The organism is Stenotrophomonas sp. YJH_SMC_94-11 (genome assembly GCF_059370435.1).
This window is the reverse complement of sequence record NZ_JCAFTR010000004.1, coordinates 63,093-87,819: the sequence shown is the minus strand read 5'-3', so window position 1 is coordinate 87,819 and position 24,727 is coordinate 63,093. Positions and strand designations below refer to the sequence as shown.

21 protein-coding genes are annotated in these 24,727 nt (G+C 66.3%); 5 read left to right on the top strand and 16 right to left on the bottom strand.

What is annotated here, in order from left to right:
- The first annotated feature begins 135 nt into the window (after positions 1 to 135).
- The 3 genes from AC5P74_RS09245 to AC5P74_RS09235 are packed head-to-tail and all read left to right on the top strand — an operon-like array spanning position 136 to position 2,540.
- Positions 136 to 702, top strand: coding sequence for a hypothetical protein (locus AC5P74_RS09245; protein ID WP_346607270.1), 567 nt, complete (start codon positions 136 to 138; stop codon positions 700 to 702).
- Positions 699 to 1,460 (top strand): response regulator, encoded by a 762-nt coding sequence (locus AC5P74_RS09240; RefSeq protein WP_346607271.1) that lies wholly within the window; start codon positions 699 to 701, stop codon positions 1,458 to 1,460. Before AC5P74_RS09245 ends, AC5P74_RS09240 begins: the two co-directional genes overlap by 4 nt.
- A 3-nt stretch (positions 1,461 to 1,463) precedes the next feature.
- Positions 1,464 to 2,540, top strand: a complete 1,077-nt coding sequence (locus AC5P74_RS09235) for an ATP-binding protein (RefSeq protein ID WP_346607272.1) — start codon at positions 1,464 to 1,466, stop codon at positions 2,538 to 2,540.
- A 145-nt stretch (positions 2,541 to 2,685) separates the two neighbouring features.
- On the opposite strand, the gene AC5P74_RS09230 is transcribed toward AC5P74_RS09235, so the two are convergent.
- Both AC5P74_RS09230 and AC5P74_RS09225 read right to left on the bottom strand, forming a co-directional pair.
- Complete coding sequence (locus AC5P74_RS09230) at positions 2,686 to 3,798, bottom strand: DNA glycosylase AlkZ-like family protein (RefSeq protein ID WP_346607273.1); 1,113 nt, start codon at positions 3,796 to 3,798, stop codon at positions 2,686 to 2,688.
- 12 nt (positions 3,799 to 3,810) lie between these two features.
- A complete protein-coding gene (locus AC5P74_RS09225; protein ID WP_171957033.1) occupies positions 3,811 to 4,413 on the bottom strand; it encodes a TetR/AcrR family transcriptional regulator in 603 nt (200 codons plus the stop codon).
- 238 nt (positions 4,414 to 4,651) lie between these two features.
- Here AC5P74_RS09225 and AC5P74_RS09220 point away from each other — a divergent pair, with 238 nt between their 5' ends.
- The gene (locus tag AC5P74_RS09220) at positions 4,652 to 6,847 is read left to right on the top strand and encodes a TonB-dependent receptor (RefSeq protein WP_346607274.1); all 2,196 of its coding nucleotides are present in this window, start codon (positions 4,652 to 4,654) and stop codon (positions 6,845 to 6,847) included.
- A gap of 560 nt (positions 6,848 to 7,407) precedes the next feature.
- Here AC5P74_RS09220 and AC5P74_RS09215 read toward each other — a convergent pair.
- From AC5P74_RS09215 to AC5P74_RS09155, 13 genes are all read right to left on the bottom strand, one after another.
- Complete coding sequence (locus AC5P74_RS09215) at positions 7,408 to 7,779, bottom strand: hypothetical protein (protein WP_053501317.1); 372 nt, start codon at positions 7,777 to 7,779, stop codon at positions 7,408 to 7,410.
- Positions 7,780 to 8,261: 482 nt separating this feature from the next.
- Positions 8,262 to 8,936: a fimbrial biogenesis chaperone gene (locus tag AC5P74_RS09210; RefSeq protein ID WP_229766064.1), complete on the bottom strand. Its 675-nt coding sequence runs from the start codon at positions 8,934 to 8,936 to the stop codon at positions 8,262 to 8,264.
- A 63-nt stretch (positions 8,937 to 8,999) separates the two neighbouring features.
- Positions 9,000 to 9,938, bottom strand: a complete 939-nt coding sequence (locus tag AC5P74_RS09205; protein WP_346607275.1) for a fimbrial protein — start codon at positions 9,936 to 9,938, stop codon at positions 9,000 to 9,002.
- Positions 9,939 to 10,165: 227 nt separating this feature from the next.
- On the bottom strand, positions 10,166 to 10,921 hold the full coding sequence (locus AC5P74_RS09200; RefSeq protein WP_080375117.1) for a fimbrial biogenesis chaperone: 756 nt from the start codon (positions 10,919 to 10,921) through the stop codon (positions 10,166 to 10,168).
- Positions 10,918 to 11,928 carry a fimbrial protein gene (locus tag AC5P74_RS09195; RefSeq protein ID WP_329842205.1) on the bottom strand — a complete coding sequence of 337 codons (1,011 nt, stop codon included), beginning with the start codon at positions 11,926 to 11,928 and terminating at the stop codon, positions 10,918 to 10,920. Before AC5P74_RS09195 ends, AC5P74_RS09200 begins: the two co-directional genes overlap by 4 nt.
- A gap of 29 nt (positions 11,929 to 11,957) precedes the next feature.
- Complete coding sequence (locus AC5P74_RS09190) at positions 11,958 to 14,540, bottom strand: fimbria/pilus outer membrane usher protein (protein WP_346607276.1); 2,583 nt, start codon at positions 14,538 to 14,540, stop codon at positions 11,958 to 11,960.
- 80 nt (positions 14,541 to 14,620) lie between these two features.
- Positions 14,621 to 15,370, bottom strand: a complete 750-nt coding sequence (locus AC5P74_RS09185) for a fimbrial biogenesis chaperone (RefSeq protein ID WP_053500910.1) — start codon at positions 15,368 to 15,370, stop codon at positions 14,621 to 14,623.
- 58 nt (positions 15,371 to 15,428) lie between these two features.
- Positions 15,429 to 15,983: a fimbrial protein gene (locus tag AC5P74_RS09180; protein ID WP_070489831.1), complete on the bottom strand. Its 555-nt coding sequence runs from the start codon at positions 15,981 to 15,983 to the stop codon at positions 15,429 to 15,431.
- 166 nt (positions 15,984 to 16,149) lie between these two features.
- Entirely contained in the window at positions 16,150 to 16,830 is a 681-nt protein-coding gene (locus tag AC5P74_RS09175) for an outer membrane protein (protein ID WP_346607277.1), read from the bottom strand.
- A 56-nt stretch (positions 16,831 to 16,886) separates the two neighbouring features.
- Complete coding sequence (locus AC5P74_RS09170) at positions 16,887 to 17,792, bottom strand: hypothetical protein (protein ID WP_206620319.1); 906 nt, start codon at positions 17,790 to 17,792, stop codon at positions 16,887 to 16,889.
- A gap of 232 nt (positions 17,793 to 18,024) precedes the next feature.
- Entirely contained in the window at positions 18,025 to 18,930 is a 906-nt protein-coding gene (locus AC5P74_RS09165) for a hypothetical protein (protein WP_346607278.1), read from the bottom strand.
- Positions 18,931 to 19,571: 641 nt separating this feature from the next.
- Positions 19,572 to 19,889, bottom strand: coding sequence for a hypothetical protein (locus AC5P74_RS09160; protein WP_141750812.1), 318 nt, complete (start codon positions 19,887 to 19,889; stop codon positions 19,572 to 19,574).
- Complete coding sequence (locus AC5P74_RS09155; RefSeq protein ID WP_070489829.1) at positions 19,882 to 20,559, bottom strand: response regulator; 678 nt, start codon at positions 20,557 to 20,559, stop codon at positions 19,882 to 19,884. The genes AC5P74_RS09160 and AC5P74_RS09155 overlap by 8 nt, the downstream gene beginning before the upstream one ends.
- An 80-nt stretch (positions 20,560 to 20,639) precedes the next feature.
- On the opposite strand from AC5P74_RS09155, the gene AC5P74_RS09150 reads away from it, so the two are divergent.
- Positions 20,640 to 21,287, top strand: a complete 648-nt coding sequence (locus tag AC5P74_RS09150; protein WP_053500238.1) for a response regulator — start codon at positions 20,640 to 20,642, stop codon at positions 21,285 to 21,287.
- Between the two features lie 32 nt (positions 21,288 to 21,319).
- On the opposite strand, the gene AC5P74_RS09145 is transcribed toward AC5P74_RS09150, so the two are convergent.
- Positions 21,320 to 24,697, bottom strand: a complete 3,378-nt coding sequence (locus AC5P74_RS09145) for a hybrid sensor histidine kinase/response regulator (protein WP_346607279.1) — start codon at positions 24,695 to 24,697, stop codon at positions 21,320 to 21,322.
- Between the last annotated feature and the right edge of the window lie 30 nt (positions 24,698 to 24,727).

Below are 24,727 nucleotides of genomic sequence, written 5' to 3'. Positions count from 1 at the left end.
GGCGTCGCGGCCGTTCAGGCACCAGCGCCACGCCTGAACGCGATAGCTCCGCGTCCACGCAATCTCGACACAATCTCGACCGAATCTCCATCAACGGTCGCTAGCCTCGTCGGCCTCGCCGACTGCCTGCCTGCCGTGTCCCTTTCCTACCCGGACCTGCCACCCATCGATGTGCGCCGTGCCTACCTGGCTTGGTGTGCGCCTTCGCCATGGTTGATAGCACTGGTGCTGGCATCGACCAGCACGTGGATGTGGGTCGCGCCGTATCCGGGCCTGCCATTGCTGGCCGGCTTCGGGGCCGCCGCCCTGGTGGGGTTCGGCAGTGATGGGCCCGGCCGCACCCGCCGCACCGGGTCTCTCGCATCGCTGGCCTTGATCGGCCTGGCGGTCTGGGCGGCGACGCACCCGGCCGCCAACGTCAACCTGCATCTGCTGCTTGCCCTTGTGGCCACCGTGGTGGCCGCCCTGCTGGCAGTCCGCCTGCACACCATCGCGGGCATGGCTGCACGGCTGCAGGCCCGGGTGGACGCCACCCCCATGGCCTCGCGCTGGAGCAAGCTACCCTCGGCGGTGTCCACCCTGATGCTGCAGCAGCTGCGCGGCGCGGCTGCGGTGGAACCCAGCCTGCAGCGCACGCTGGTGCTGGCCACACTGGCCTGGGCAGCCGACGAGGAAGCACAGGCCATGGAGCGCGGCCGATGACCCAGTCCCTTCCCGCCCTGCCCTCGAACCCGCAGCACGCAACGAGACATGAACTCCGTAGCCGACCCGCGCCCCTGGTCCTGATTGCCGAAGATGAAGGCGAAATCGCCGATATCCTCGGTGCCTACCTGGCCCGTTCCGGCCTGCGCAGCGCACGCGCCGCCGACGGCGAGGCGGCGCTCGCCAGCCATCGCCAGCTGCGCCCGGACCTGGTGCTGCTGGACGTGCAGATGCCCAAGCTCGATGGCTGGCAGGTATTAAGCGAACTGCGGCGGCGCGGCAACACGCCAGTGATCATGCTCACCGCGCTCGACCAGGACGTGGACAGGCTGACCGGCCTGCGCGTGGGTGCCGACGACTACGTGGCCAAACCATTCAATCCCGCTGAGATCGTTGCACGCATCCAGGCCGTGCTGCGCCGCAGTGCCCCCACCGCCGCCGAAGAACCCAACGGGTTGATCCGCCAGGGGCCGTTCGAGATCGACCTGCGCAGCCACGAGGTGACGGTGGGCCACGGCGAGCAGGTGCACGCACTGAACGTCACCCTCACCGAGTTCCGGCTGCTGGTGCATATGGCGCGCGCGCCGCGCCAAGTGCATACGCGCGCGGACCTGCTGCATGCCTGCCTGCCCGAAGGTGATGCGCAGGAACGTACCGTCGACAGCCACGTCAGCAAGCTGCGGCGCAAGCTTGAAGAGGTGGGCGTGATCGGCATTCCCGCCACCATCCGTGGCGTCGGCTACCGTTTCCTGGACTGATCGATGAATCCCAAAGGCAAGAGCATCGGCCGCCAGATCACCCTCTCCATCACGGTCGCCTCGCTGTGTTCGACGGTGCTGTCGATCAGTGGCTTCTACCTGTTCTATTACCTGCTGGAGGTGTTCTATCCGCGCTGGTACGACGCGCCGGAAACGATCATGCCGTCCGGGCTGGAATGGCTGTGGATCGGCTTGACCGCCACCGTAGTGGTCATCTTCGCCACGCTGGTCGCCTCGCGCCTGACCCGGCGCATCATCACCCCGTTGAACTCGGTGGCCGAGAGCCTGCGCCGGGTGGCCAGCGGGGATCTGGACGCACGTGCACGTGGCGGCGACACCACGATGGCCGAAGCGGCCACGCTGGTCAGTGATTTCAACTCGATGGCCGAACGGCTCAGCCGGATGTCCGAGAACCGCGTGTTCTGGAACGCGGCGATCGCGCACGAACTGCGCACGCCGATGACCATCCTGCGCGGCCGCTTGCAGGGTATTGCCGAGGGTGTGTTCGAGCCGGGCCCCGAGCAGTTCAACAGCATGCTCACCCAGCTCGAAGGACTCACCCGCATCATCGAAGACCTGCGCGTGGTCAGCCTGGCCGAGAGCGGTCACCTCGATCTGCGCCTGCAGCGCAGCGACGTCAGCGTGCAGGTGGCCGCGGTGGTGGAAGCAATGTCCGAAGCACTGGCCGAAAGCGGGTTTTCGGTGACCCTGGAGGCACGGCCGTCACTGGCGGACTGCGATCCGGCCCGCATCCGCCAGGCGGTGCTGGCGCTGCTGGAAAACGCACGACGCCATGCCGTCCCCTGCCCACTGCGGGTTCGTGTCACGCTGGCCGAAGGCCATTGCACCGTGACAGTGGAAGACGGCGGCCCCGGCGTGCCCGACGAGCTTCGCGACAGCATCTTCGAGGCGTTCCAGCGCACCGATGTCTCGCGATCGCGGCAGAGCGGAGGCTCCGGGCTGGGCCTGGCCGTGGTGCGGGCGATTGCCGTGGCCCATCACGGAACGGCGCAGTGCCGCCCGACCGAACGCGGCGGCAGCGCGTTCGAGATCCGCTGGCCAGTGCATGCGCGTCGTTGAGATTGCTCAAGGGTCCGCCTCGATCATCGCCTTGTAGAGCCGAGCCCATGCTCGGCTGCCATTCGTGCGCCCCGCGCGCAATAGGTGGGTCTCATGGATACCGAAACGCGGCTCAGCGCAACGCGCAGCCGAGCATGGCTCGGCTCTACAGAAAAGCGGCCATGCGCTGCAGTTCGTCTTCAAGCGCGCCACGAAACACCTTGTCGCGGGCCAGCGACTTGCCGGCATAGCCCACGCTGGACACCAACTCACCCTCGCGCACGCTGAGATTGGCCCAGCCCACCACCTGGTCGTGCCACAACACCGGCAGCGCGTAGTAGCCGTACTGGCGTTTCGCCGCAGGCGTGTACGCTTCGAACTTGTAGACCCATTCCCACAGCAACTCGAAACGGCGGCGGTCCCACACCACCGGGTCGAACGGCGCCAGCAGGCGCACCTGCTCGTCTGGCGCGTGCCTGCGCGAGCGTGGATTCTCGTCTGCCGGCCAGTACCAGGTGGTGCCTTCCAGCGTGCAGCTGGCCAGCTGCTGCTTGGCCAGCGCCAATGCCTTGCGGGTCTGCTCGGCCAGATGCGGTGCACCATAGCCCAGCAGGCGCACCAGATAGGTCAGGCTGGCCGACGGCAGCGGCGCGTACTTGCGCACCACCAGATCAATCAGGGCAGCGGCGCGTTCGATCTGTGCCTGCTCGCTGGCATCCAGCTCGGCATGCGCGGCCACTGCATAGATGCGGGTGCCACTGTCGCGCCGCTGTACGCGCAGCAGGCCGCGGTAGTGCATGCCATCCAGCAGGTGCGTGCTGGCATTGCTGGTGCCGCCCCAGTAGTTGGTCACCCGCCCATGCGCAAACGCCTGGTCGACCTCGCGGGGGTGCACGCTGCCGCGCTCGCGCACGAACGCCAGCACCTCGGCCGCGCGGCGGTGGGTCTCGGCATCCCACTCGCGCTTGGACACGCGCGGATGCATCAGTGCCAGATGCTCGCGCGGCAGGAAGCCGTAGTTCACCAGGCAGTCCTCTTCCACCGGCAGGCGCGCATAACGACGTTCAAGATCACCTGCGCGATAGTCCTTCACCCGATGCCGCAGGGTCAGGTCCTGCGCGCGTGCCGGCGCCCGGATCGGGTCGGCCTGCACGAAGCCCAGCTTCCGGATCGCGGTCAGCAGCGTGGTCGGCTTGAACAGGGTGCGCGCCACCGCATAGCGGCGCATATCTTCAAGGGTAGGCGTGGCTGGCATGGCCGCATTGTAGATCCACGCCATGCGTGGATGGGATCACGGTGATCCGTCCGCGTGCTCCGCTTCCAACAACTGCAACGACCCGATCACCAGCGCCCGCATGCCCTGCTTGAACTCGGAGATCACCTGGCCCTCTTCGTCATCCGCAATCGCGTAGATGGTGTCGGCGCCGGCGATGCAGTAGAACGCGATCGTGGCCAGCAGCCAGCGTGCCTTGTCCATCGGCAGGCCGAAGACCTCGGCCACATGCGCCTGGTGCGAGGCAATCTTCTCCAGCATCGGCGCGGTCGCCACCGTGCGCCGCAGCAGGTAGGGCGGCAACCCGGGATGCGCCTTCACCACCTCGCACAACGATTCCACGAACACCATCAGGTAGCTCTGAAGGCCACCCGCCGCATCGGCCGAGGCGCGGGGAATCTGCCAGCGCTGGAACACGGCCTGGGCCACCAGGCGCTTCAGCGCCTCCAGGTTGGCCACGCGCTTGTACAGCGCGGCCTGGGTGACCGCGAGCTCGGCGGCCACGTTGGCCATGGTCAGGTTGGGCAGGCCCAGGCGGATGCCGATGTCGGCCAGGCGCTCGGGAGTAATGGTCGGCGGGCGGCCGCGCGGCGGCACCGTGGTTTCGCGTTGCGTGTTCATACCCTGCCGAGGGTGCCAGCAAAGGGACCCTCTTGTCCGCTTCGGTTGATTTAGTTTAATTTACTCAACTAATTCGGAATGCGTCTGGTTCGCAATCATGGCGCCGTCCGGATCGAGCCCGTGGCTCACTTCCCGCCAGGTCCCCACCCAGCCGACAACCCCGCGCTGCGCCCTCCCCCGTGCTTGCCGATGGCCGCGCGCCAGGCGCGCTCGCCCTCGCGATTCACAGGACCCAGGCATGACCGTGTACCCCTTCTCCTCTCCACAAAACCAAGCAGCCGCCGCGTGCTGCAGCCAGCGACATCCACACAGGGTGGCCCGCCGCTACCGCGCATCGGCGCTCGCGCTTGGCCTGATGGCATCGTGTGCCGCGCTGGCCGACACCGCGCCGTCCACCCTGCCCTCGGTGCAGGTGCAGGAACAGCGCCGCGTGACCGGCGACTATGCCGGCGGCCAGGTCGCGGCCGGCGGTCGCATCGGCCTGCTCGGCGACAAGGACTTCATGGATACGCCGTTCAGTACGGTCAGCTACACCGAGTCCTTCATCCGCGACCGCCAGGCCAAGGACCTGACCGACGTCATCGCCGCCACCGACCCCACGGTGTTCAGCAACGGCGTCACCGGTTCCTGGAGCGAGAACTACGCAATCCGAGGCTTCGCCTCCAGCACCAGCGACACCACCTTCAACGGGCTGAGTGGCATGGCGCCCTACTACCGCACCTCGCCGGAAATGTTCGAACGCATCGAGGTACTGAAGGGCCCCTCCGCGCTGCTCAACGGCATGCCGCCGGGCGGCTCGGTGGGCGGCGCGGTGAACCTGGTGCCCAAGCGCGCTGGCGAGCAGCCGCTGTTGCGGGTCAGCGCCAACTTCGCCTCCGATGCGCAGTTCGGCACCCATGTGGACATGGGCCGTCGGCTCGGAGCGGACAAGCAGTTCGGCATCCGCTTCAACGGCGCGTACCGTGATGGCGATGGCGCCGTGGACAAGCAGCGCAAGAAGGTGCAGCTCGGTTCGCTGGCACTGGACTGGCGCGGCGAACGTGCGCGGCTGTCGGCCGATCTTTACAGCACCGATGACCGTGTTGACGGCCCCGCACGTGGCGTCGGCCTGGCACCCGGCGTCGCCATTCCGCGGCCGCCGCGTGGCGATACGCTGATCAACCCGGACTGGGCCTACGTGGACAGCCAGGACAAGGGCGCGATGCTGCGCGGCGAGCTGGACATCAACGATAGCCTGCTGGCCTACCTGGCCTACGGCACCAGCAGGACCGACTACCGCTACAACGGTTCGATCAGCGCGCAGATCCTCAACCCGGCCGGTGACTTCACCACGGTAATCGGCCAGCTCGCCTTCGATATCAGGAAGCAGTCCGCCGATGCCGGCCTGCGCGGTTCGTTCCACACCGGCAGCGTCGGCCACCAGTGGGCTGCCAACGTGACCCACTACCAGCACACCCAGAACGACTACGGCCGCCGCAGCGTGCCGGGCTGGGACTGGATCACCAACCTCTACAACCCGGTGTGGGGCCCGGCCGCGCCGTTCGTAGCGCCGCACATCTCGCATACCGAACTGCGGCTGGACAGCATCGGCTTCGCCGACACCTTGTCCTTCGCCGGTGAGCGCGTGCAGTTGACGCTGGGCGTGCGCCGCCAGCAGGTGGTCAGCGAGACCTTCAACGTGGCCACGGGTGCACGCACCTCGCGCTACGACGAGAGCGCCACCACCCCGGCAGCGGCGCTGCTGGTGAAGGCGACCGACACGGTCTCCCTCTACACCAACTACATCGAAGGCCTCAGCCAGGGCGCCACCGCGCCGATGACCGCCGCCAATGCCGGTGATGTGTTCGCACCGTTCCGCACCAAGCAGAAGGAGCTGGGCCTGAAGCTGGACCTGGGCCGCTTCGCGCACACCTTCAGCGTGTACGAGATCAAGCGACCGAGCAGCTACACCGATCCGGTCACGAATATCTTCTCGTTCGGCGGCGAACAGCGGAACCGCGGTGTGGAATGGGGCTTCTTCGGTGCGCCATTGGACGGCGTGCGCCTGCTGGGCGGCGTGGCCTATGTGCAGCCGAAACTGACCCGCACGGCGGGCGGCGTGAATGAAGGCCGCATGGCCACAGCGGTTGCGCAGCGGCAGGCCAAGCTGGGCGTGGAATGGGATGTGCCCGCGCTGGAAGGCCTGACCCTGACCGGCACTGCCACGGCGATGTCGAAGCAGTACATCAGTGCCGACAACCACCTTTCGGTGCCTGGGCGCACGCTTTTCGATGTCGGCGCGCGCTACAGCACCACACTGGCCGGCAGGCCGCTGGCGCTGCGCGCCACGGTGAACAACGTGACCAACAAGGCGTATTGGGGCATGCCGTTGTTGTCGAGCCTGGCATTGGGTGCGCCGAGGACGGTGTTGTTGTCGGCCACCCTGGATTTCTGAGCTGGCATGGACCCCTTGTAGAGCCGAGCCCATGCTCGGCTCCGTTTCGTCCGGTGAGCCGAGCGCAGGCTCGGCTCTACAGAACGCGGGGCCATCCGCCAACGGCATCCAGGCAGGATGCGACTATCCTGTTGAGCCGAGCCCACGCTCGGCTGCGTTTTGCCCGATGAGCCGAGCGCAGGCTCGGCTCTACAGAACGCGGGGCCATCCGCCAACGGCATCCAGGCAGGATGCGAATATCCTGTAGAGCCGAGCCCACGCTCGGCTCCGTTTCGTCCGATGAGCCGAGCGCAGGCTCGGCTCTACAGAACGCGGGGCCATCCGCCAACGGCATCCAGGCAGGATGCGAATATCCTGTAGATCCGAGCCCACGCTCGGCTGCGTTTTGCCCGATGAGCCGAGCGCAGGCTCGGCTCTACAGAACGCGGGGCCATCCGCCAACGGCATCCAGGCAGGATGCGAATATCCTGTAGAGCCGAGCCCACGCTCGGCTGCGTTTTGCCCGGTGAGCCGAGCGCAGGCCCGGCTCTACACCGACAGCATCCACGCTCGGCATAGGTCTACTCGGGGTGCAGACGAAAAATGGCGTGGTTGGTCAGCGCCAGCGCGGCCAGCTTCAGCCCTTCCATCACACGGTCGCCCACGTAGTGCTCCGGGCCGCCGTTCTGGCGGGCGCGCTCGGCGGCCAGCAGGATCTCGTTGACGATGCGCAGGCCGGCCAACGCGCCGTCGCTGTCGGCCAGCGCCAGGCAGCGGCCTGGCAGCTGGTGGCGCTCGGGCCAGGGCTGGCCGTCGGCAGCTACGCCGCGGCCGATCTGGTGCAGCAGCGCGATCAGGTTGCTGGGGTCGGGCGTTGCGCTCGCTTCCTCGCCCTCATCGGCGTTGGCCGGGGCGTACTGGGTGCGCAGAGGGGGAATGTCCGAAGGATTCACGGCGGGTCTCCGTACAAGGCTACGGTGCCACCGCCCTTAACAAAGGCGGCGGGACGGTACGTGTGTGGAAACCGGTGGTCGATTAATCGGCCGGTGGGCGCACTTGCGTACACCCCACGTACCGCCCGCCATGGAACGCGAGCGGATTGCCAGCCGGCGTCACACGAGGCGACGCCGACTGGCAAGCGCAGACATCAAACATCAATCGACCAAACGGGTTTCCACACCCGGCCACCCTTTTCCGGTGGCAACCCATCATGCGCACAACCGGCTTGCCATCAGCAAGCACTGCGGTACACAGACGGAGACATTCATGCAGCGGGCGGCATTGTCGCATACCCGCAGACGCCCGTGTTTCAGGGCTCGTGCGCGCCGCTGACGCGCTTCCCAACCAGGCCCGGCACATCCCCAACTGCCAGCGCCCCGCACCGGCAACAGCGCCACGCGCACGCCGATGCCGACATGCGCACACCCTGGTGCCGTCAGAGCGCTCGCGTCACCGCATGCAGCACGCCATCATCGTCCACCCACTCATAGCGCACCGCTGTCAGCGGACCGGCAAACCCCTCGGGCAGCGCCAATGTCCGGCTCTCACCGGGGGCCAGGTAGAACGCGTCCACCGCCCGCTCGCCGGTGGCGGAGACCAATGTCATGCCCGCCAGGTTGAAGTAGTGCCGTGCGGCATTGCGCAGCGCCAGCCCGCCCGCGCCTGCTGCCATGCTCACCTGGCCGTCAGGATTCACCGGCGCCCCGAGCCCCTGCGGGCGGTACAACAGCTTCATGCGGAAGCGGATGGCCACCTGCACTACGTTGTCATCCGCCTTGGCCTCGCGTGCGGGCACATCCACCACGTTCAGCCAGTACAGGTGCTCGTGGTCGCCCGTCGGCAGCTGCGGGGCGATGCCTCTTATCCGCAGTGCGTGGGATGCACCGGGGTCCAGCCGCAGCATCGGGCGATCAAGCACGAACGGCGCTGCGGAGGCTTCCGGAGCCTGCTGAAGGTTGCCGTCGGCCACCCACGCCTGCACCAGCGACGCGCGTTCGCCGTCATTCTTCAATCGCAGCGCCGCCTCACGCTGGCCTGCCGCATAGATCACCCGCGTGCCTTCCACGGTCACGTCGGCCTGCGCGGCCGGCGCGAGGAACAGCAGCCACAAGGCACTGCTCCAGCAGGCCGCGCGCAATCCTGTCTTTGCTTGCACGTGATAGGGCATGCGGCCTCAGGGGAAGGTCAGGCTGAAGGTCAACCCCGCGTTGGCGGGGCCGGGCGTGATGGCCGGAAGGGTCTGCCGATAGCGCACACCAAAGGTCTTGCGCAGGATCTCGGCGTTGGCCGAGCCCCGGCCAAACTCATCGGACCCATAGAAGCGCATCGGCGAACCATCGCCGTTGAGGAACTGATAGCCCACCCCGACCACCCCGCCGCTGGCCTCGGCGATGCCCTGTGCGGCATCCAGCACCGCCGTGGTGGGAACCACCTGATAGTCCACACGCCCGACACCGGCTTCGCAGTCGAGCACCAGCTCATAGCTGCGTTCGCCGGCGATGGATCCCACGCCGGTGAACGCCGCCACCGGCACGAACCCCATGTTGACCTCCTGCGTGCGCATGCGGCAGCTGGGGCGGTCCTGCACCTTCAGGGTCGTTGCACCTACCCACAGCTGATGCCGCAGTGGACCGGCGCCACCTTCATACAGGCGTGACTCGATCACCATTTCCCGCGTGCTGGTGGCGGTGCCGTAGGCGATGTTGCCGGTGCGGATGTACTTCACCTTCAGCCGCGCCCCCACCGGCCCGGTGCCGCTGTCGCCGGCATGCAGCACCACCTCGTCGTAGCCCATTGCTGATGGGCGTCCGCGGGTGCTGCGTTCGAATTCCGCCAGGAACGCCATGCCGACCCCCGCAACGCCGGTCTCATACACTACATACTCTGCGCCGCTTTCGTGATAGCGCTCACGGATGAACCCACCGTGCGTCTCCATCCTATAGTCGATGGGGGCGTCCGCATCGCAGCGGAACTCGTTGGTGGACGCGCCGCCATTGACGGGCAGCCACGGGGTCAGGCCGGCGCCCACAGGAACGTCGCGCGCGGTGAACTCCACCAGCGCGGGTGGTTGGAAGTCCGTGTGGCCGCCACCGCCACTGCAGGAGGCTGCCATGGCGATGCCAGGCGCGAGCACACAGGGGGCCAGCAAAAGCCCAAGACGCACGACTGGCCGCCGCGCAGGCGTCTCGTTCAGAACCTCGCCAGCGGATGGGTCCATAGCCAGGAACGTGCCGCCTCAAACCGTGATGCCGAACGGTATACCCTCCTGCAGGCCGGCTGCGCAAGTCTGGCGCGGCCCGGCGCGTTGACAGCCCCGGTTGCCGCCCGTCTGCAGGTCCACTACCCCCCGTGGCCCAGCTCGCGAACGATGGGCAGCAGGCGGCCGTCATCATCGATCCAGTTCAAGCGTGCACTCAAACGTCCGTCCGGGGCATCGCCGGGTATCGGAATCGCGACGCTGCCGAACGGTGCCACATGCGGGTTGCCCAGGCGGGTATCGCCCGACGCGTGCAGCAACGTTACGTCGCCCAGGTTCAGGTAGTACGGCGTCGGATTGGTCACGACCAGAGATCGCGCCGCGCCCTCGCGCTGCAACTGCACCGCGACCGCCTCTGCCCGCTTCACGCTTGGCGCCGGAAGGCCTGCGGGCCGGTACAGCAGCTTGTAGATGCTGCGCACCGGCAATTCCAGCCGATCGCCTTGCGCGAGTTCCGAACGTGATGAAATGGTGTGCACATTCAACCAGTACAGGTGCTCGCGCGCATCGGCGGGCGCGAGCGTTGCCAGAGTTCTGATGCGCAGCGGCTTGTCCTTGCCGGGGTCAAGCCGCATCAACGGTGGCGCCATTGCAAACGGTGCCGCTGACTGCTCCGGCGGTTGATTCGGGTCGCCTTCGGCAATCCACGCCTGTACCAGCACCGGCACCTCCCCCATGTTGCGAAGCGGTACGGTTACCGCGCCCTGTTCGGCCCGGATGACGACCCTGGTGCTGGGCAGTGCAACCTGCGCTGCGGCGTCACCCACGCTGATCAGCAGCAGGCAGGCCACGAGCACCCTTGCCACCGTCATGCCGCAGGCTGCCAGTCGACGGGTCATGGGTAGGCCATCACGATGGAAATGGAGGCATTCGCGTTGCCTGGCACGATGTCATCGGCATCACCGACGGTCTGCACATAGCGCGCCTCGAACGTGCGCCGCAGCTCGCCGGCCGCATCGCCGCTGTGGCCGAAGGACCTGATCGAATCGAACGGGATCGCCGCCCCGCCCACGTCCGTCATCTGAAGGGCGATGCCCTTTGCACCACCGCTGACTTCAACCAATCCCCGATCACGATCAAGCAGCGGGCTGGCCGCATTTTCCTCCAGGTAGAACAGGACATCACCGACCTTCTCCTCACAGTCGAGCACGATATCAAAGGTACGCGGCGCACTGTGGCTGTAACGCGTGGAGAACTCCGTCTGCAGCGCACGGCCCATGTTCACCGAAGTGTTCCTGGGGTAGCAGAGCTTTCTGTAAATTCCCTCGATTGAGGTTGCGCCCAGCAGAAGCCTATTGCCGGTGGTCACGCTGCTGAAGTCGCGCAGAATGAAGTCCGCCGCAGCCACTTCCGGAATAATCAGGGTGCCTTCTGGAATATCGCCAATCTTGATGAAGCGGATTCTCAGATCCAGCGTCAGCCAATGCCGGAAGAAGACCTTTGAGTTGGTCGTGCCTGCAACAACCGGCTGATAGTCGATGCCGTTCTCCCGCGCCTCGCTCCGGAATGCCATGATGAAGCCGAGCCCTGGGACGCCTGTCTCATAGATGGAATAGGTAGACCGGCCCTCTGTGTAGCTCCCCTGGGTGGTGGCACGGCCGGTGACATACATCGTCCCAGAGTCGGTGCAGCCGCCAACATCATCGACGGACGACAGGTTGTACCACGGCGAAACCGGCCTGCCGACCTGAGTTCCATTGACTGTGAGCCGAGCGCCGGTGAGGGTCGCGCGACCAGGCTCCCCGAAGTCGCAACGCGCCATGGCAGGAGCAGCGATACCCATGGCAACCACCGCCATCATTGGCAGCAGTCCTTGTCTGGCCCATTTTCGTACGTGAGATTTCATGATCCGTGTTCCTCTACACCGAAAGTGATTCAATCAGCCGCAAGCTGCGCCTGATCAGCCAGCGACGGCGCACAGTCCGCAACCAGAAGATCGGCGCTCGGGCTGTCGCGCAGGTCATAAGGAATTCGGCACTGCGCCCCCTCACCTGCCCCATGTGCAACAAAGAGCTCACCCTGCTCATCCAGGCCGCGCACCCAGAGCCGGCTGCCCTGCCCCACCACGCCCACCACGTCGCCCTGTGCATTGAGCACATCGGTGCCGAAGGGCAACGCAGTGCCATCCGGCAGCCGCGCTTCGATAAGTGCGTTACGGCCCACGGCCGTCGGCAGCACCATCTTCACCACCGCACCCGCGTTGGGGATGGCAGACACGGAACCGGCGCTGAGTTCGACGTCCAGTGGCAGGTCACTGGGGTCCACGCCCAACTCGTTGCGACGGAACGGGCTCAGGTGCGGCACCACGGCATAGCCACGCGAGTCGGTCTTCACGCCGGTGGCGCTGTCGACCTTTGCGCCCGCAGCACCCGGCACATGCACCAGGCCAACGGTCTCACCCAGGCGCTGGGCCAGCGTGATGCCGCCACCGTGCACCACCAGGCCGCCGCTGGCGCCCAGCGAGAGCCTGCTGCTCTGCGTTGAGCGGTTGAAGGAACCGGTGACGTGTGCCACCGGCAACTGATAGTTGGCACTGACGCCGTAGCTGGAACGGTCGCCGTCGCGATTGAGTGAGGCGCTGTAGCTGCCCAGGCCGGTGTCGCCGAGTGATCCGATCACGCCCACGCCGTAGCCGTTGCGCCCGCTGCTGTCGCGGCTTGCATTCACATCCAGGCGCGGCGCGCTGGCCGGCACGCCCAGCGGCACGCTGACGCTGAGGTACACGCTGTTGGTGGCCTTCGCCGCGTCGCTGGAGAACAGCGACGATTCCAGCGTGCGACGCGCGCTGATCGTATAGCTGGCGCGCCCGATGCGGCTGCCATAGCCCAGCGAGAAGCTGGTCTGGCGTCGGTTCTGGTCCCAGTAGTCACTGGTGCTGCCGGTGAACGTCAGCTGGCCCTTGCCGTCCTGCAGGCGCTGGTTGATGGTCAGGTCCAGGCGGCTGCGTTGGCGCCCCACGATGTCATAGCCAGCCTCCTGGCCTACATTGCCACGCAGGCGCATGGCGTCGGCCAGGGTGAGGAAGTCGCTGGTCGAATAGCGGTAGGCCGCCATCGTGATGTTGGTGTTGTCGTCGAACAGCGCCTTGTTGTATGCAACACGGTAGGATTGGCCACGGCGACGCTCGACGCCGCCGTTGATGCCCGGAATCCGCGCGTCGCTGAAGGTGACATCGCCGGAGAACGCACCGATGGGCGTCGACCAGGCACCGCCCAGCACCAGCCCGGTATAGCCCGACGCTGCGGTGGCACCCGCATAGCCAGTGAACCTGTTGCTCACGCCCCGGCGCAGCGTCGCTTCAATGAAGCGCGGCTTCTGCGCGAACTGGTCGTCACGCAGTTCACCGGCGGTGATGCTGTAGCGCTGCTGGCCAGGGCGCAGCAGCTGCGGCATGGCGGTGAACGGCACCACGAAGCGCTCGATGCGGCCATCGGCCTCGGTAACCTCCACCTCGATGTCGCCACTGGAACCATAGATCTGCAGGTCGTCAATCTCAAAGGGCCCCGGCGCGACGCTGGTCTCGTGAATCACGAAGCCGCGCTGGCGAATGGTTACCCGCGCATTGGTCTGCGCGACACCGCGCACCACGGGTGCGAAATTGCTGGCACCGTCCGGCAGCATGCGCGGGTCGGTGGTGATGTTCGCGCCACGGTAGTTAACGCCCTGCAGCATGTCGCCGCTGGTGGAGGACTCACCCACGGTCAACTGCGCATTCAGCGACGGCACGTTGCGCTGCAGGTAGCTGCGCCCCGCTGCGTAGCGCATGCCATCGTCGTTGCTGTGGTGCAGATAGCCACTGTGGCGCAGCCGCCATTGCCCCAGGTTCAGGCCGGCATCCACGGTCATGCTGGTGTTCTGGCTTTCCCGGCCCTCGTAGCGATAGCGATCGTGGCTGAGGCTGTAGCCCAGCGTGACAGCGGTGATGCCCGGGTCCCATCGGGCCGGGTCCACCCAGCCGCGCGGGGTACGGGCCAGATAGATCTGCGGAATGCTGATCAGCAGCGCCTGCTCGCCAACGTCGAACTCGCTCGTTGCGCCCGGAATGAAGGCGTCCAGGCGTTCGCAGCTGGACTCGGCCGGCAGCGGCAGCAAGGTGCCGGCGGCACCCTCATCAGAGGTGCGCTCGGCCTCCAGCCGCTTCTCGTCCAGGCCCATCAGCTCGAAGAGCGCGGCATCGAAGCAGATGCGCACCTCATCGTCCTGGGCAACCCGGGCCACGATATCCCGTCGGTCAACGACCTGGCCGTTGATGCTGATATCCGCGTTGTAGGTGCCCGGCAGCAGCTCGCCACGCTCGAAGCGGCTGAGGTCCACGTGCTCGCCACCCATGCCGAACAGCAGATCCGGGTTGAACTCCACCTTCGGCGCGGCCCATGCCGACATCGGCAGCAGCGCGGCCACCACTGCGGCCGCCAACGGGCGACGGCAGAGCGAGTTGTGCTTGGCATGTCGGGTCATGGTCATGGTCCAGTGTTTGGGCAAGGCGCTGCCGCCCCGGGCCAGGCCCAGGTGGTGCAAGTCAGCGAGGGTATGGGGGATCAGTTCGTGGTCAGGGGCATCGTGCGTTCAACATCGCCGCCGTGGTCATTGATGTACTTGAAAGTGACCGTGCCCGATGAAGCCGACGCGGCACCTGGCAACGGGAACGACTGCTTGGAATAGGGGCGAAGCATGTCAACATTGGCGGCTTCGGTCTTGCGACCATTCACGGTTATCGAAGCCCTGACCGTGCTGACATGGAAGGGGCTGTTGTTGTCTGCCTGCAGTGCCCAACCGTGACCCTGAGGCACTACAGACCAGCGGAGGCTGTCGATGGCAGAGGCAGAGTCAAGCTTGCTGATCGACTGCGGGCGGTAGAACAGCTTGAGCCGATTGCGGAATATTACGTTTACAACCGCACTGGAGGCTGCTTCGCCTACCGGACTAGCGGGTATTTCAGCAAGGCTGAAGGTGAACACGCTCTCGCGGTCCGCCGGCAAGTCTCCACCAATCGCGCGCAGCCTGAACGCCTGGTGCTTTCCCTCATCCACGCGCGCAACCGGCGGCAGTACGACAAACGGAGCGTTGCTCTCCGAAGGCGGCGTTCGGGCGCCATATTCGCTCACCCAGGCCTGTACCAGCACCGGACCGCTGCCTGCGTTCTGCGTCCGAACGCTCAGCTCTTTGGTGCCTTCCGCGTAAATCACGCGATTGGATTCAACCACGACCTTGGCTTCGACCCCGACACTAGCCAGGAGTGTCGGCGCCGCAAGCGCGCAGCACATCAGTGTTCGATGGATGAAAGGCATGAAGACATCCTCAGCAATCAGGTGGTTGCCGGGGGCCTAGTGCCCCCGGCAGTACGGATCAGTAGTTATCGATGTCGAAGACCAGCCTGCCGCTGAAATCACCCTCGGTCAGATCAGCCCCGCCCGGTGCGTGATAGCGCGCGATCCAGTTGTACTTGAACTCGCCACCAGTATCCTTGTCACGCTGCAGGGCGGGGTCGTCGAGCTTGGTCAGGTCAATCGCTGCGTCGCCGTTGTCAGCGTCCAGAAACTTGACGATAGCGTTGGTCCGGGTCCCCGAACCGCCCGCGGTATCAGTGATCATGCCGTCCGCGTTGATGGCGCTGGCAGTCTTGTCTACAACCAGGCGTGCTTTGTCCTTGGCGCAGGTTGCGGTACCGGCGCCGGCCTTCAGCGTCATCGTGAACGGCGTGCTGCCCACGGTGGGATCGCCCTTGAATGCACCTGCATTGATCTGGCGCAGAGCGACGGTGTTGGAGCCCGTGCTGACGTCGACCGCACAGGTCGATGCAACGACCTTGCCGGTGAAGGTGATGGTGGCGTCAGCGGCGTGAGCCGAGGCAGCGGCGCCCAACGAGAGCGCGGCCGAAAGAGCAATTGCAAGCTTGTTCATGATGTTGAATATCCAGTGTTTGGTAGGTGTACTGCGTTCAAGCCGCGCTATGCCTGGGCTTGAGCGAAGGGCATTCCCTTCGAGAGGAAATGTTAGGGATGTCACCGATGCGCAGGCATAGGACAACGACGAGAAATGACGAGACGCGCGGCGTCGGAGGATTGATTCAGAACGCGTACCGCAACCCCAGCGTCGCTTCGCGCGACACCAGATCCAGCTGCAGCTTCTCGTCCTGCAGGCCACGTGCGTTGGCGAACGTGTTCCAGCCACTTTCGGTGCGGCCCAGGTCCGCATAGCGGTATCCCAGATCGACCGTCATGTTGGTCCCGGCGGCAATCGAAACACCGGCCCCCATCGACCAGGCCAGGCCGGTACGCGTTGCCTTGCCGTACCGGCGGTTTGGCGTACCCTGCCAGCCGCCTGACTGGATGTGCGACAGACCCGCACCGGCGGTGGCGTACAGCGACCATGCCTGGTTGATCGCAAGATCGCGGTAGACATTGAGCATCAGCCGCTGCGAACGCACGTCGTGATGGTTGCTGCTGGTGGTGAAGGCGCTGGAACCGCTGGTGTAGGTGTCCGTGCGCCGGGCGACGAACTCGCCTTCACTGCGCCAGCCATTGCCATAGGCGCGGCCAAACGCGAGCGAACCGGTCACGAAATTCTGCTTCTGGTCACCCGCTACGAAGCGGCCGATTCCGGGCCGGGCACTCGCGTCCATGTTGCGGGCCTGGTGGTGCGCATCAATGACCCGGACGGTCTCGTAGTTGTGTGGGTCGCCGGCCATTGCCAAGGCAGGAATGCACATGCCGATGGCGGCGCCAACGACCATGAAGGGATTGGGCATAGGGTTCTCCAGTACTCCGGTCAATGCGCAGTGCGCAACACGCACTGCGCATCTACTCAGCGCGGCTGCTGCACCCAGGTGCCGAGACGTGCGTTGTAGCGGAAGGTCTTCGCCTTGCCATCGATGCCGTACCCGCCAACACGGTAGGCCCTGGAGTTGGACACATCGGTAAACTGGATGATGTCGCCGTGGATGCCACCCGTCGGCAGGCTCATGAGCATCGGCGTGATGACGTCTTCCGCTGGGCCGCTGATGACGATGTCAGTCCAGCGCTGCGCCGGCACCGGCAACTGCGGTTGGGTCGGCTGGAAATGCCTGCGCCCATGGCGCGCATGCCACTTTCCATCGGCGTTGAAGACGAAGCTGCACTCGCTGCTGCCCGGGCAGACCTGATCGTGGCCCTCGGCCAGCTGTGCGCCGGTGAGGGTCGTGCCCCAGGTGGCCCGGTTGCTGATGGAAAGGACGGCGCCACGTTCGGCGGTGTCCGGCAACGACAGCGTGCCCACGTGATAGCCGTCCCAGAGGTCCATCTGGGTGACGACGTGGTCGGTGCTCGGGATCTGGAAGTCCGGAACGTTCTGGCCAAGCAGCGTGCGCGCAGACAAGCCCCCGGTCACTTCCCAGCGCTTGCTGGCGCTGCTCCAGGCCAGCTCGATGTTGCTCAGCGGCTGCACCGGAACATAGGCCAGATGGGAGAACGCAGTGTCGGAAGCGAGCAGGCGGCTTCCCGCTGTGGCCAGCGAACTCAGCACAACGGTATCGCCGCTGCGCGGATTGCTTGGCAGCTTGATCTCCTGGGTCCAGTCGTCGTTCGACAGCTCGAAGTACACCTTCGTGTAGCCGGACGGAAGATCACCCGTGCCGCCGTTCTTGCTTGGGGTCAGGTAGGCCTCGGCAGCCGAAGCGGCCAGCGGGGTAATGCAGGCCAGCACGGCGCTGCACAGGAGCTTGCGTGAAATCATGATGTCTCGCGGTTGCAGTTGAGGGTTGCCGCACGCTGCCCTTGCCCGAAGCAGGTGATGCGGTACATGCAACGATGCCGACCGTAGACAGGTACATCTGTCTGACGAGTACGATTTTCACTCAGCCTTCACATCACACCAGATCCACCTTGCTGCGCGGACCGCACGCGCCGCCAGGCGCGCGGTCCGGCGATCTGGCAGTGCAGGGCTGGCGCCCTGCACTGCTGGTGATTCAGCGCTCCGGGCTACCCCAGCGGCCCTCGCTGGCGTTGTAGCGATAAGTCAACGGTGTCGACTTCACCGTGGTGCCATTGATGCGATACGCGCGCGAGTCCGACACGTCACGGATCTGCAGCACGTCGCCGTCGACGGCCTCAACCGGCAGCATCATCGACAACGGGGTGTTCACGTCTTCGGCAGGTCCCTGCAGGACGATGTCGGTCCAGCGCTGCGCCAGCTTGGGCAGCTGCTCGGTGGTCGGCTGGAAGTGGGCACGCCCGCGGCGCGGATGCCACCGGCCATCGCCCCCATCGAAAACAAAGGCGCAGGTCTGTGCGACGGCGCAGGTCTGAATGCCACCGGCCAGTTCCGGGCCACTGATGGTCACGTCGTTCTGGGTGTAGTTCACCAGGCCAAGCACCGCACGCGCCGGTGCATGCGGCGGCAGGCCGACGCTGGAAACGTTCCGGGTCACATGCAGATCCACGAAAGTCTGCGTGATGGCCGGTGCCTGCGCGTGAGCCCCCTTGTTGAGCACGATGCGCGTCGCATCCGCACCGTAGGGGGTAGTCATCCAGCGGCCCAGCGAGTTGGACTTCCAGAGATTGTAGCTGCTCAACGGCGACACCGGGATATAGACCAGATCGGCTACGCTGGTGCCCGCCGCATCGAGCATGCTGGCGCGGCGATCAGCCATCGAGGTCAGCACAACGTCATCGAGATCGCGCGGATTGGCCGGCAACGTCAGCATCGGCGCGAAGTCATTGTCGGCGATCTCGAAGAACAGCTTGGAATAGCCCGACGGCATGGCGCCGCTACCACCGTTGGACTTCGGGGTCAGATGGGCTTCGGCGGCACTGGCGGCGAACGGTGCCAGGCACAGCAGGGTGGCAGCACACAGGAGCTTGCGGGAAATCATGAGGTCTCGTGGTTTCAGTTGAGGGACGCCGCTCCGTGCCCAGCGGGCACGTACGGAGCGGCGACCACAACCATGCGCCGGGCAGCGCATTGCTGCTGCCTGACGAGTACGATTTTGACCACGCGCTCATGCTCCGCTCGCCGGAAGCGAAGCGAGACCTGCCAGGCCTCGCCTCCCCGTCCTTGATCGATCAGCAGGCCTGATAGACCCAGCGACGCCGAGTGGCTCCATAGCGGAAGGCCAGTGACTTTCCGCGGACGGGTGCCGGGATGAAGAGAGTGATGTTGATCGGCCGAATGTGGGCGCAGCGATCACGGCTTGGATTGCTGATCTGATAGATATCGCCATCGATGCCGTGCACTGGCAACTACATGACGGCGTCATCCGTACTGGGCGCCCGTTGCGGGTTGTCGAACAGACCCCACCTCCTGACCAACCCACCAGTGCTGACCGTCCAACGATCAGAGTACGAGGATCAATCGTAGTTCCTCCGCCTGAGGAAGGACGTCTGCGGGGCGTCGGCAACCGGCAGAGAGGCAAGATCTTCGTACAGGGTCCCGACTATCCACACGCTCGCCAGCTACTTCGCTCCCGATGTGAGGTGGACGCGATCGAGGTCGCCCTCGATCCAGTTCGAATCGTCAGCGGGTGGAGTTGCGGGCTTGCGGTTGCGGCGCGTCTTCGAGGCAGCCGCATGGCTCGATCACCACGTCCGGCCAGGTGCTGCGCAGCTGCCTGCGCTGCGCCGGCGATGCATAGATGTAGACATTCAACAGATCCAGGAACCGCTTCTGGCCATGCGGCGACAATCTGGAAAAGCTGGACATCAATGCGGCGATGCGTACATCGAGCAGGCGCGACACGGCGGCTCCGTCGGCAGGTGGGTTTGGCCCTTCCACCCTAGCCGCCTGATCGGCCGTTTCCATCGGACAACGCCTGATTTCCGCATGCTCAGTCATCGTCGTTCCTGCGCGGCCCACGTGCCAGACGCGCCCCCTGTGATGCCGACACCATGCCTTCGTTGAGCGCGTATTCGAAGATTTCCGCGCTGCGCTGCAGGCCCAGCTTGCGCATCGCCGAATGCTTCTGCGTGCTGATGGTCTGCCGGCTGCGCTGCAGCTGCTGGGCGATCTCCTTCTGGGTCTTGCCCTCGGCGATCAGGCGCACTACTTCGGCCTCACGGCGCGTCAGCACCGCCTGTTCAATGGTCGCGCTGCCCAACTGGCGCTCGATCTCCGGCGACAGATAGGGCCGTCCCTCTTTCGCCGCACGAATGGCCTCGGCCAGCTCTGGAATAGGGTCAGCCTTGGACACGATGCACGACACCCCTGCCCTGCGGATGCTGGCCAACACCTGTGCGCCACCCACGCTGGTCAGTACCACCAGCGGCACGGCCGAGAAGCGGCGGCGCAGGAAGCCGACCAGCGCCACGCCATCGCCATACTGGCCACCGGGCATCGAGTAGTCGGTCACGGCGACATCCACGGGAAACCTGCCCAGCGCTTCGACCAATGCCGTAGAATCCTCGACGCCTGCCACGACGTCGATGTCCGGCACTTCGCCCAGCGCCTCCCGCACACCGGCCAGGATGACGGGATGGTCATCGGCGATGACAATGCGGATGCTCATGCTGCATGCTCCTTGAAGCGGTTCGTATGTTTTCCTGCTGTACGGCCAGCCATTTCCCGAACGACCGGACCTCCCATTCCATGATCCAGCTCGCCATCCGCGTTGCACTTGCCGACGACCATCCGGTCATCCGCCTTGGCGTGAAGTCGGCGCTGGACGAGGCGCCTGCGATCCACTGCATTGGCGCGGCGACCGATTCCACCGGCCTGGTGGCCCTGCTGGAACGCGAGCCCTGCGACGTGCTGGTGACCGACTATGCGATGCCGGGCGGCATCCACGGCGATGGTTTGGAGCTGCTGGCGTACCTGCGCACGCACTTCCCGCAGTTGCGCGTTGTGGTGATGACCGGCCTGGAACAGCCCAGCCTGCTCAACCGCCTGGATGCGCTGGGCGTGCCCGGCATCCTCAGCAAGGGCGACGACCTGCACCACGTGCAGGCAGCGGTGATGGCGGTGTACGCGCATCGCCGTTATCTCTCGCCCAGCGTGGCCGAGCTGCTGCAGCGCAAGGAAGTGCGCCGCGTGACCGCGCTGTCCGAGCGCGAGCAGGAAGTGGTGGCGCTGTTCATTTCGGGGCTGAGCGTGGCCGAGATCGCCGAGCGCTTGGGCCGCAAGAAGCAGACGGTCAGCACCCAGAAGATCAACGCCATGCGCAAGCTGGGCGTGGAGCGCGATGCGGAACTGCTGAAGTTCGCCTCGGACCTGGGCCTGGATGCGCCGGCAGGCTGAGCACGCCGCCGCGCGGCGGCATGGGCGGCCGCTCATGGCTGCGCCTCCAGAGCCTGGCGGTACTCCTCCAGCCGGACGTGCAGCGCCTGCTGCAGTTCATCCAACGTGGCGTCTGCCACCGGCACGCCGTCACGCAATGCCGCTTCCACCGCCCCGCACTGCTCGGCCAACAGTGTTTCGCCCAGCATCTGCAGTGCCCCCTTGAACGCGTGCACGCGCTCCAGCAGGCGCTGCGGGTCGTTCGCTGCGCGCGCCTCGGCAATGGCCTGCAGATCCTTGTCGCCGGTCTCGACGAAGATGCGCCGGATCGCGGCGGAGACCCTGCGGCCACCGGCGGCAATGCCCGATGCCACCGGGCGCGGCGTGCGCGCATGCACCTTGCTCAACCCGGCTTCCAGCCGGTCCAGGTTTAATGGCTTCAGCAGCAGGTCGTCGATGCCGGCCGCCAGGCAGCGCTCGCGCTCACTGGCCAGCGCGGTGGCGGTGATCGCCAGGATCGGCAGCGAGTGGCCCCGGCTGCGCAGCTCGCGCGCCAGCGCGTAGCCATCCATCACCGGCATGTTGATGTCGGTCAGCACCGCCAGGTAGGTATCGTCCTGCCACATCGCCAGTGCTGCGCGGCCGTCCTCGGCCGCATCGACGGCAAACCCCAGCTCTTCCAGCTGCTGCTGGATCAGCTCGCGATTCACCGCATTGTCTTCCACCAGCAGCACCCGCCCGCGCGCGTCCACCGCCGTGGCACGCGTCGGTTGCGGTGCCGGCATGATGGGTTCGTCGGCGCCGATCGCCAGCAGCAGGGCGTCGCTGGCGTAGCAGGTCACCTCGGTATAGTCACCACGCTGCTCGGGATTCAACGGGCCTTGTGCGTGCGCAAGCACGGCATGGTGATGGGCGCTGGCCAGCTGCCGTTCTTCCTCGCGATCCCACGGGCGGTGATCGCCGATGATCAGCAGCACGTCGCCGCCGGTCCCGGCCTGCGGATGATCGAGTACGGTGACTGCCGCACCCCACTGCACCAACAGTCGCTCGAACTCGCTGCGCCATTCCGGCGACGATGACAGCAGGGTACTACGACGCCCACGCAGTGGCTGCGGCAGCGGCGCCGTGGCAGCCTGCGTGCGCACCGGCAACTGCAGGGTGAAGCTGCTGCCTACGCCTACCGTGCTCTGCACCGACACCTGGCCGCCCATCGCCTGTGCCAGCTGCTGGCACAGGGCCAGGCCCAGGCCGCTGCCGCCGTAGCGGCGCGAAACGCTGGCATCGGCCTGCTGGAAGGGCTGGAACAGCTGCCGGGCCTGTTCGTCGGTCATGCCGATGCCCGAATCCACCACCTGCACCCGCAGCTGCGGGGCGGCGCCGTCGATCAGCAGCTCCGCACGCAGCAGGATGCGGCCGGAGGCGGTGAACTTCACCGCGTTGCTGACCAGGTTGTTGAGGATCTGGCGCAACCGGTGCACATCACCGATGCAGTCCTGGCCCGCCGGCGCCTCCACCGCGAAGTACAGGCGCACGCCCTTGCGCAGTGCGTCGGGCGCGTACAGCAGCGCCACGCTCTCGATCAGCGGCCGCAGCGGGAACGGCGCCAGCTCGACATCCAGCTGCCCGGCTTCGATCTTGGAGAAATCCAGCACGTCGCTGATGATCCGCATCAGCGCATCGGCCGAGAAACGGATGCGGTCCAGCCGCTCGCGCTGGCCCGGCTGCAGCGGCGACCGGCCGAGCAGCTCCAGGTGGCCCAGCACGCCATTGAGCGGCGTGCGGATCTCGTGGCTCATGGTGGCCACGAAGGCGGACTTGGCACGGGTGGCGGCTTCCGCCGACTGCCGCGCCGCTTCGGAGTCTTCGCGTGCGCGACGCAGGTTCTCTTCCAGCTCCACCTGCGCGGTGACATCGCGCAGCGCACACACCCACACCGCCTGATCGTGATACCTGGCCAGCGCCAGGCTGATCTGCAGCTGGGTGGCATTGCCTTCATCGGCCGCCCAGTGCAGGTCCAGTGCCTCGTCGCCCTGTACGCCGCGCCCGGCCTCGGCCAGGCGCGCGTACAGCGGCGCCACCTCGCCCTCCGCCGTACTGTCATGCTGGATGACCTGCACGAGTTGCCGTGCGGTGTCGTTCTCCAGCAGCGGACGACCATTGTCGCGCGCGAGCAGCGCCAAGCCGATCGGCGCGGTGCTGATGATGGCGCGGCTGAGCGCCTCGCTTTCGTAGACCCGCGACGCATCGGCCAGCGCCGGCGCGAACACGCGCCGGTCAATACGGCGCAACAGCCACCACAGCAGGGCGATGATCAGCAGCGCGCTGATCCAGCGGATCAACAGGTAGTTGCCCTGCGCCTGCCAGATATCGGACCAGTCGTAGACATGGCTGAGCGTCCAGTCCACGCCGGGCAGCGCGCAGGCCAGGATGAAGCGGCCGTTCGCATAGTGGCGCACCGGCCGGGTGCCCAGGCCGCTGGCCACGGCGGCCAATGCCAGCGCCTGCTCGTCGCCGGTCAGCCCGCCACTGCTGAGCACGACGCGATGGTCGCCGGTGGCCACCAGGTAGCGGCCCTCTTCACGCGCCTCCAGGCGTGCCCTGATGGTATCGGTGGATTCGAACACGACACGCCGGAAGTACGGCGTGGTGCCTTCGGCCATGGTCACCGTGCCGACCAGCGAGGCCTGGCCGTTGAAGGGGTTCACCGCGAAGTGCGAGCGCAGCCGCCCCTCGCGCGATGCCGAGCGGATCGGGCCGGGCCGCGGCGCCAGCCGCCGCACGTCGGGCTCGTCGCGCAGCAGCCGCGCAAACGCCTGCTGGCGCGTGGCCACGCCGAGGGTCTGCAGCAGCTGCGCCTCATCGCGCAGATTGGATACGGCCAGCAACCGCCCTTGCGGCTCGTAGGCATAGACCGTCACCGAGCCCGGCGCCTCCTGCGAGGTGATCGAATCGGCGGTATAGGCCGAATAGACCTCGATCATGCCCAGATAGGCACTGAGCTCGTGCGCTGGCAGCGGGTTGTCCTGCAGCCCGAGCACCAGCCACGGCACGGCCGTGCGGCCCTCGGCACGCACCAGGAGTTCCTCGCCCTGCGCATGGAAGCGTTCTGCAAGCGCGGCGCCGGCGTGCTGCAGGACCGGGCGCTGGTCGCGCCAGAGCACGTCGTTGCCGTTGACCACCGTGGCATACGCGCGGTCACGCTGGAACAGGAAGTAGTCCATCGCGGCCCGGGCTTCCATGAACGACTGGCGTTCACGGCCATGGAACTCTTCCACGTCGGCGATGGAGCTGACGATAGCCGCCAACAACACCAGCACGGTGATCAGGACGCCGCCGCCGATGAGGAGACGCTTGCGCAGGCGGCGCAGGTCGTCCAGGCGCGCTGCGGCAGCCGAGCTTCCTGCGGTGGGCGCGGTTCCGGAACCTGCCATGACATTGATCCTGACGTGGGTGCCCATGCA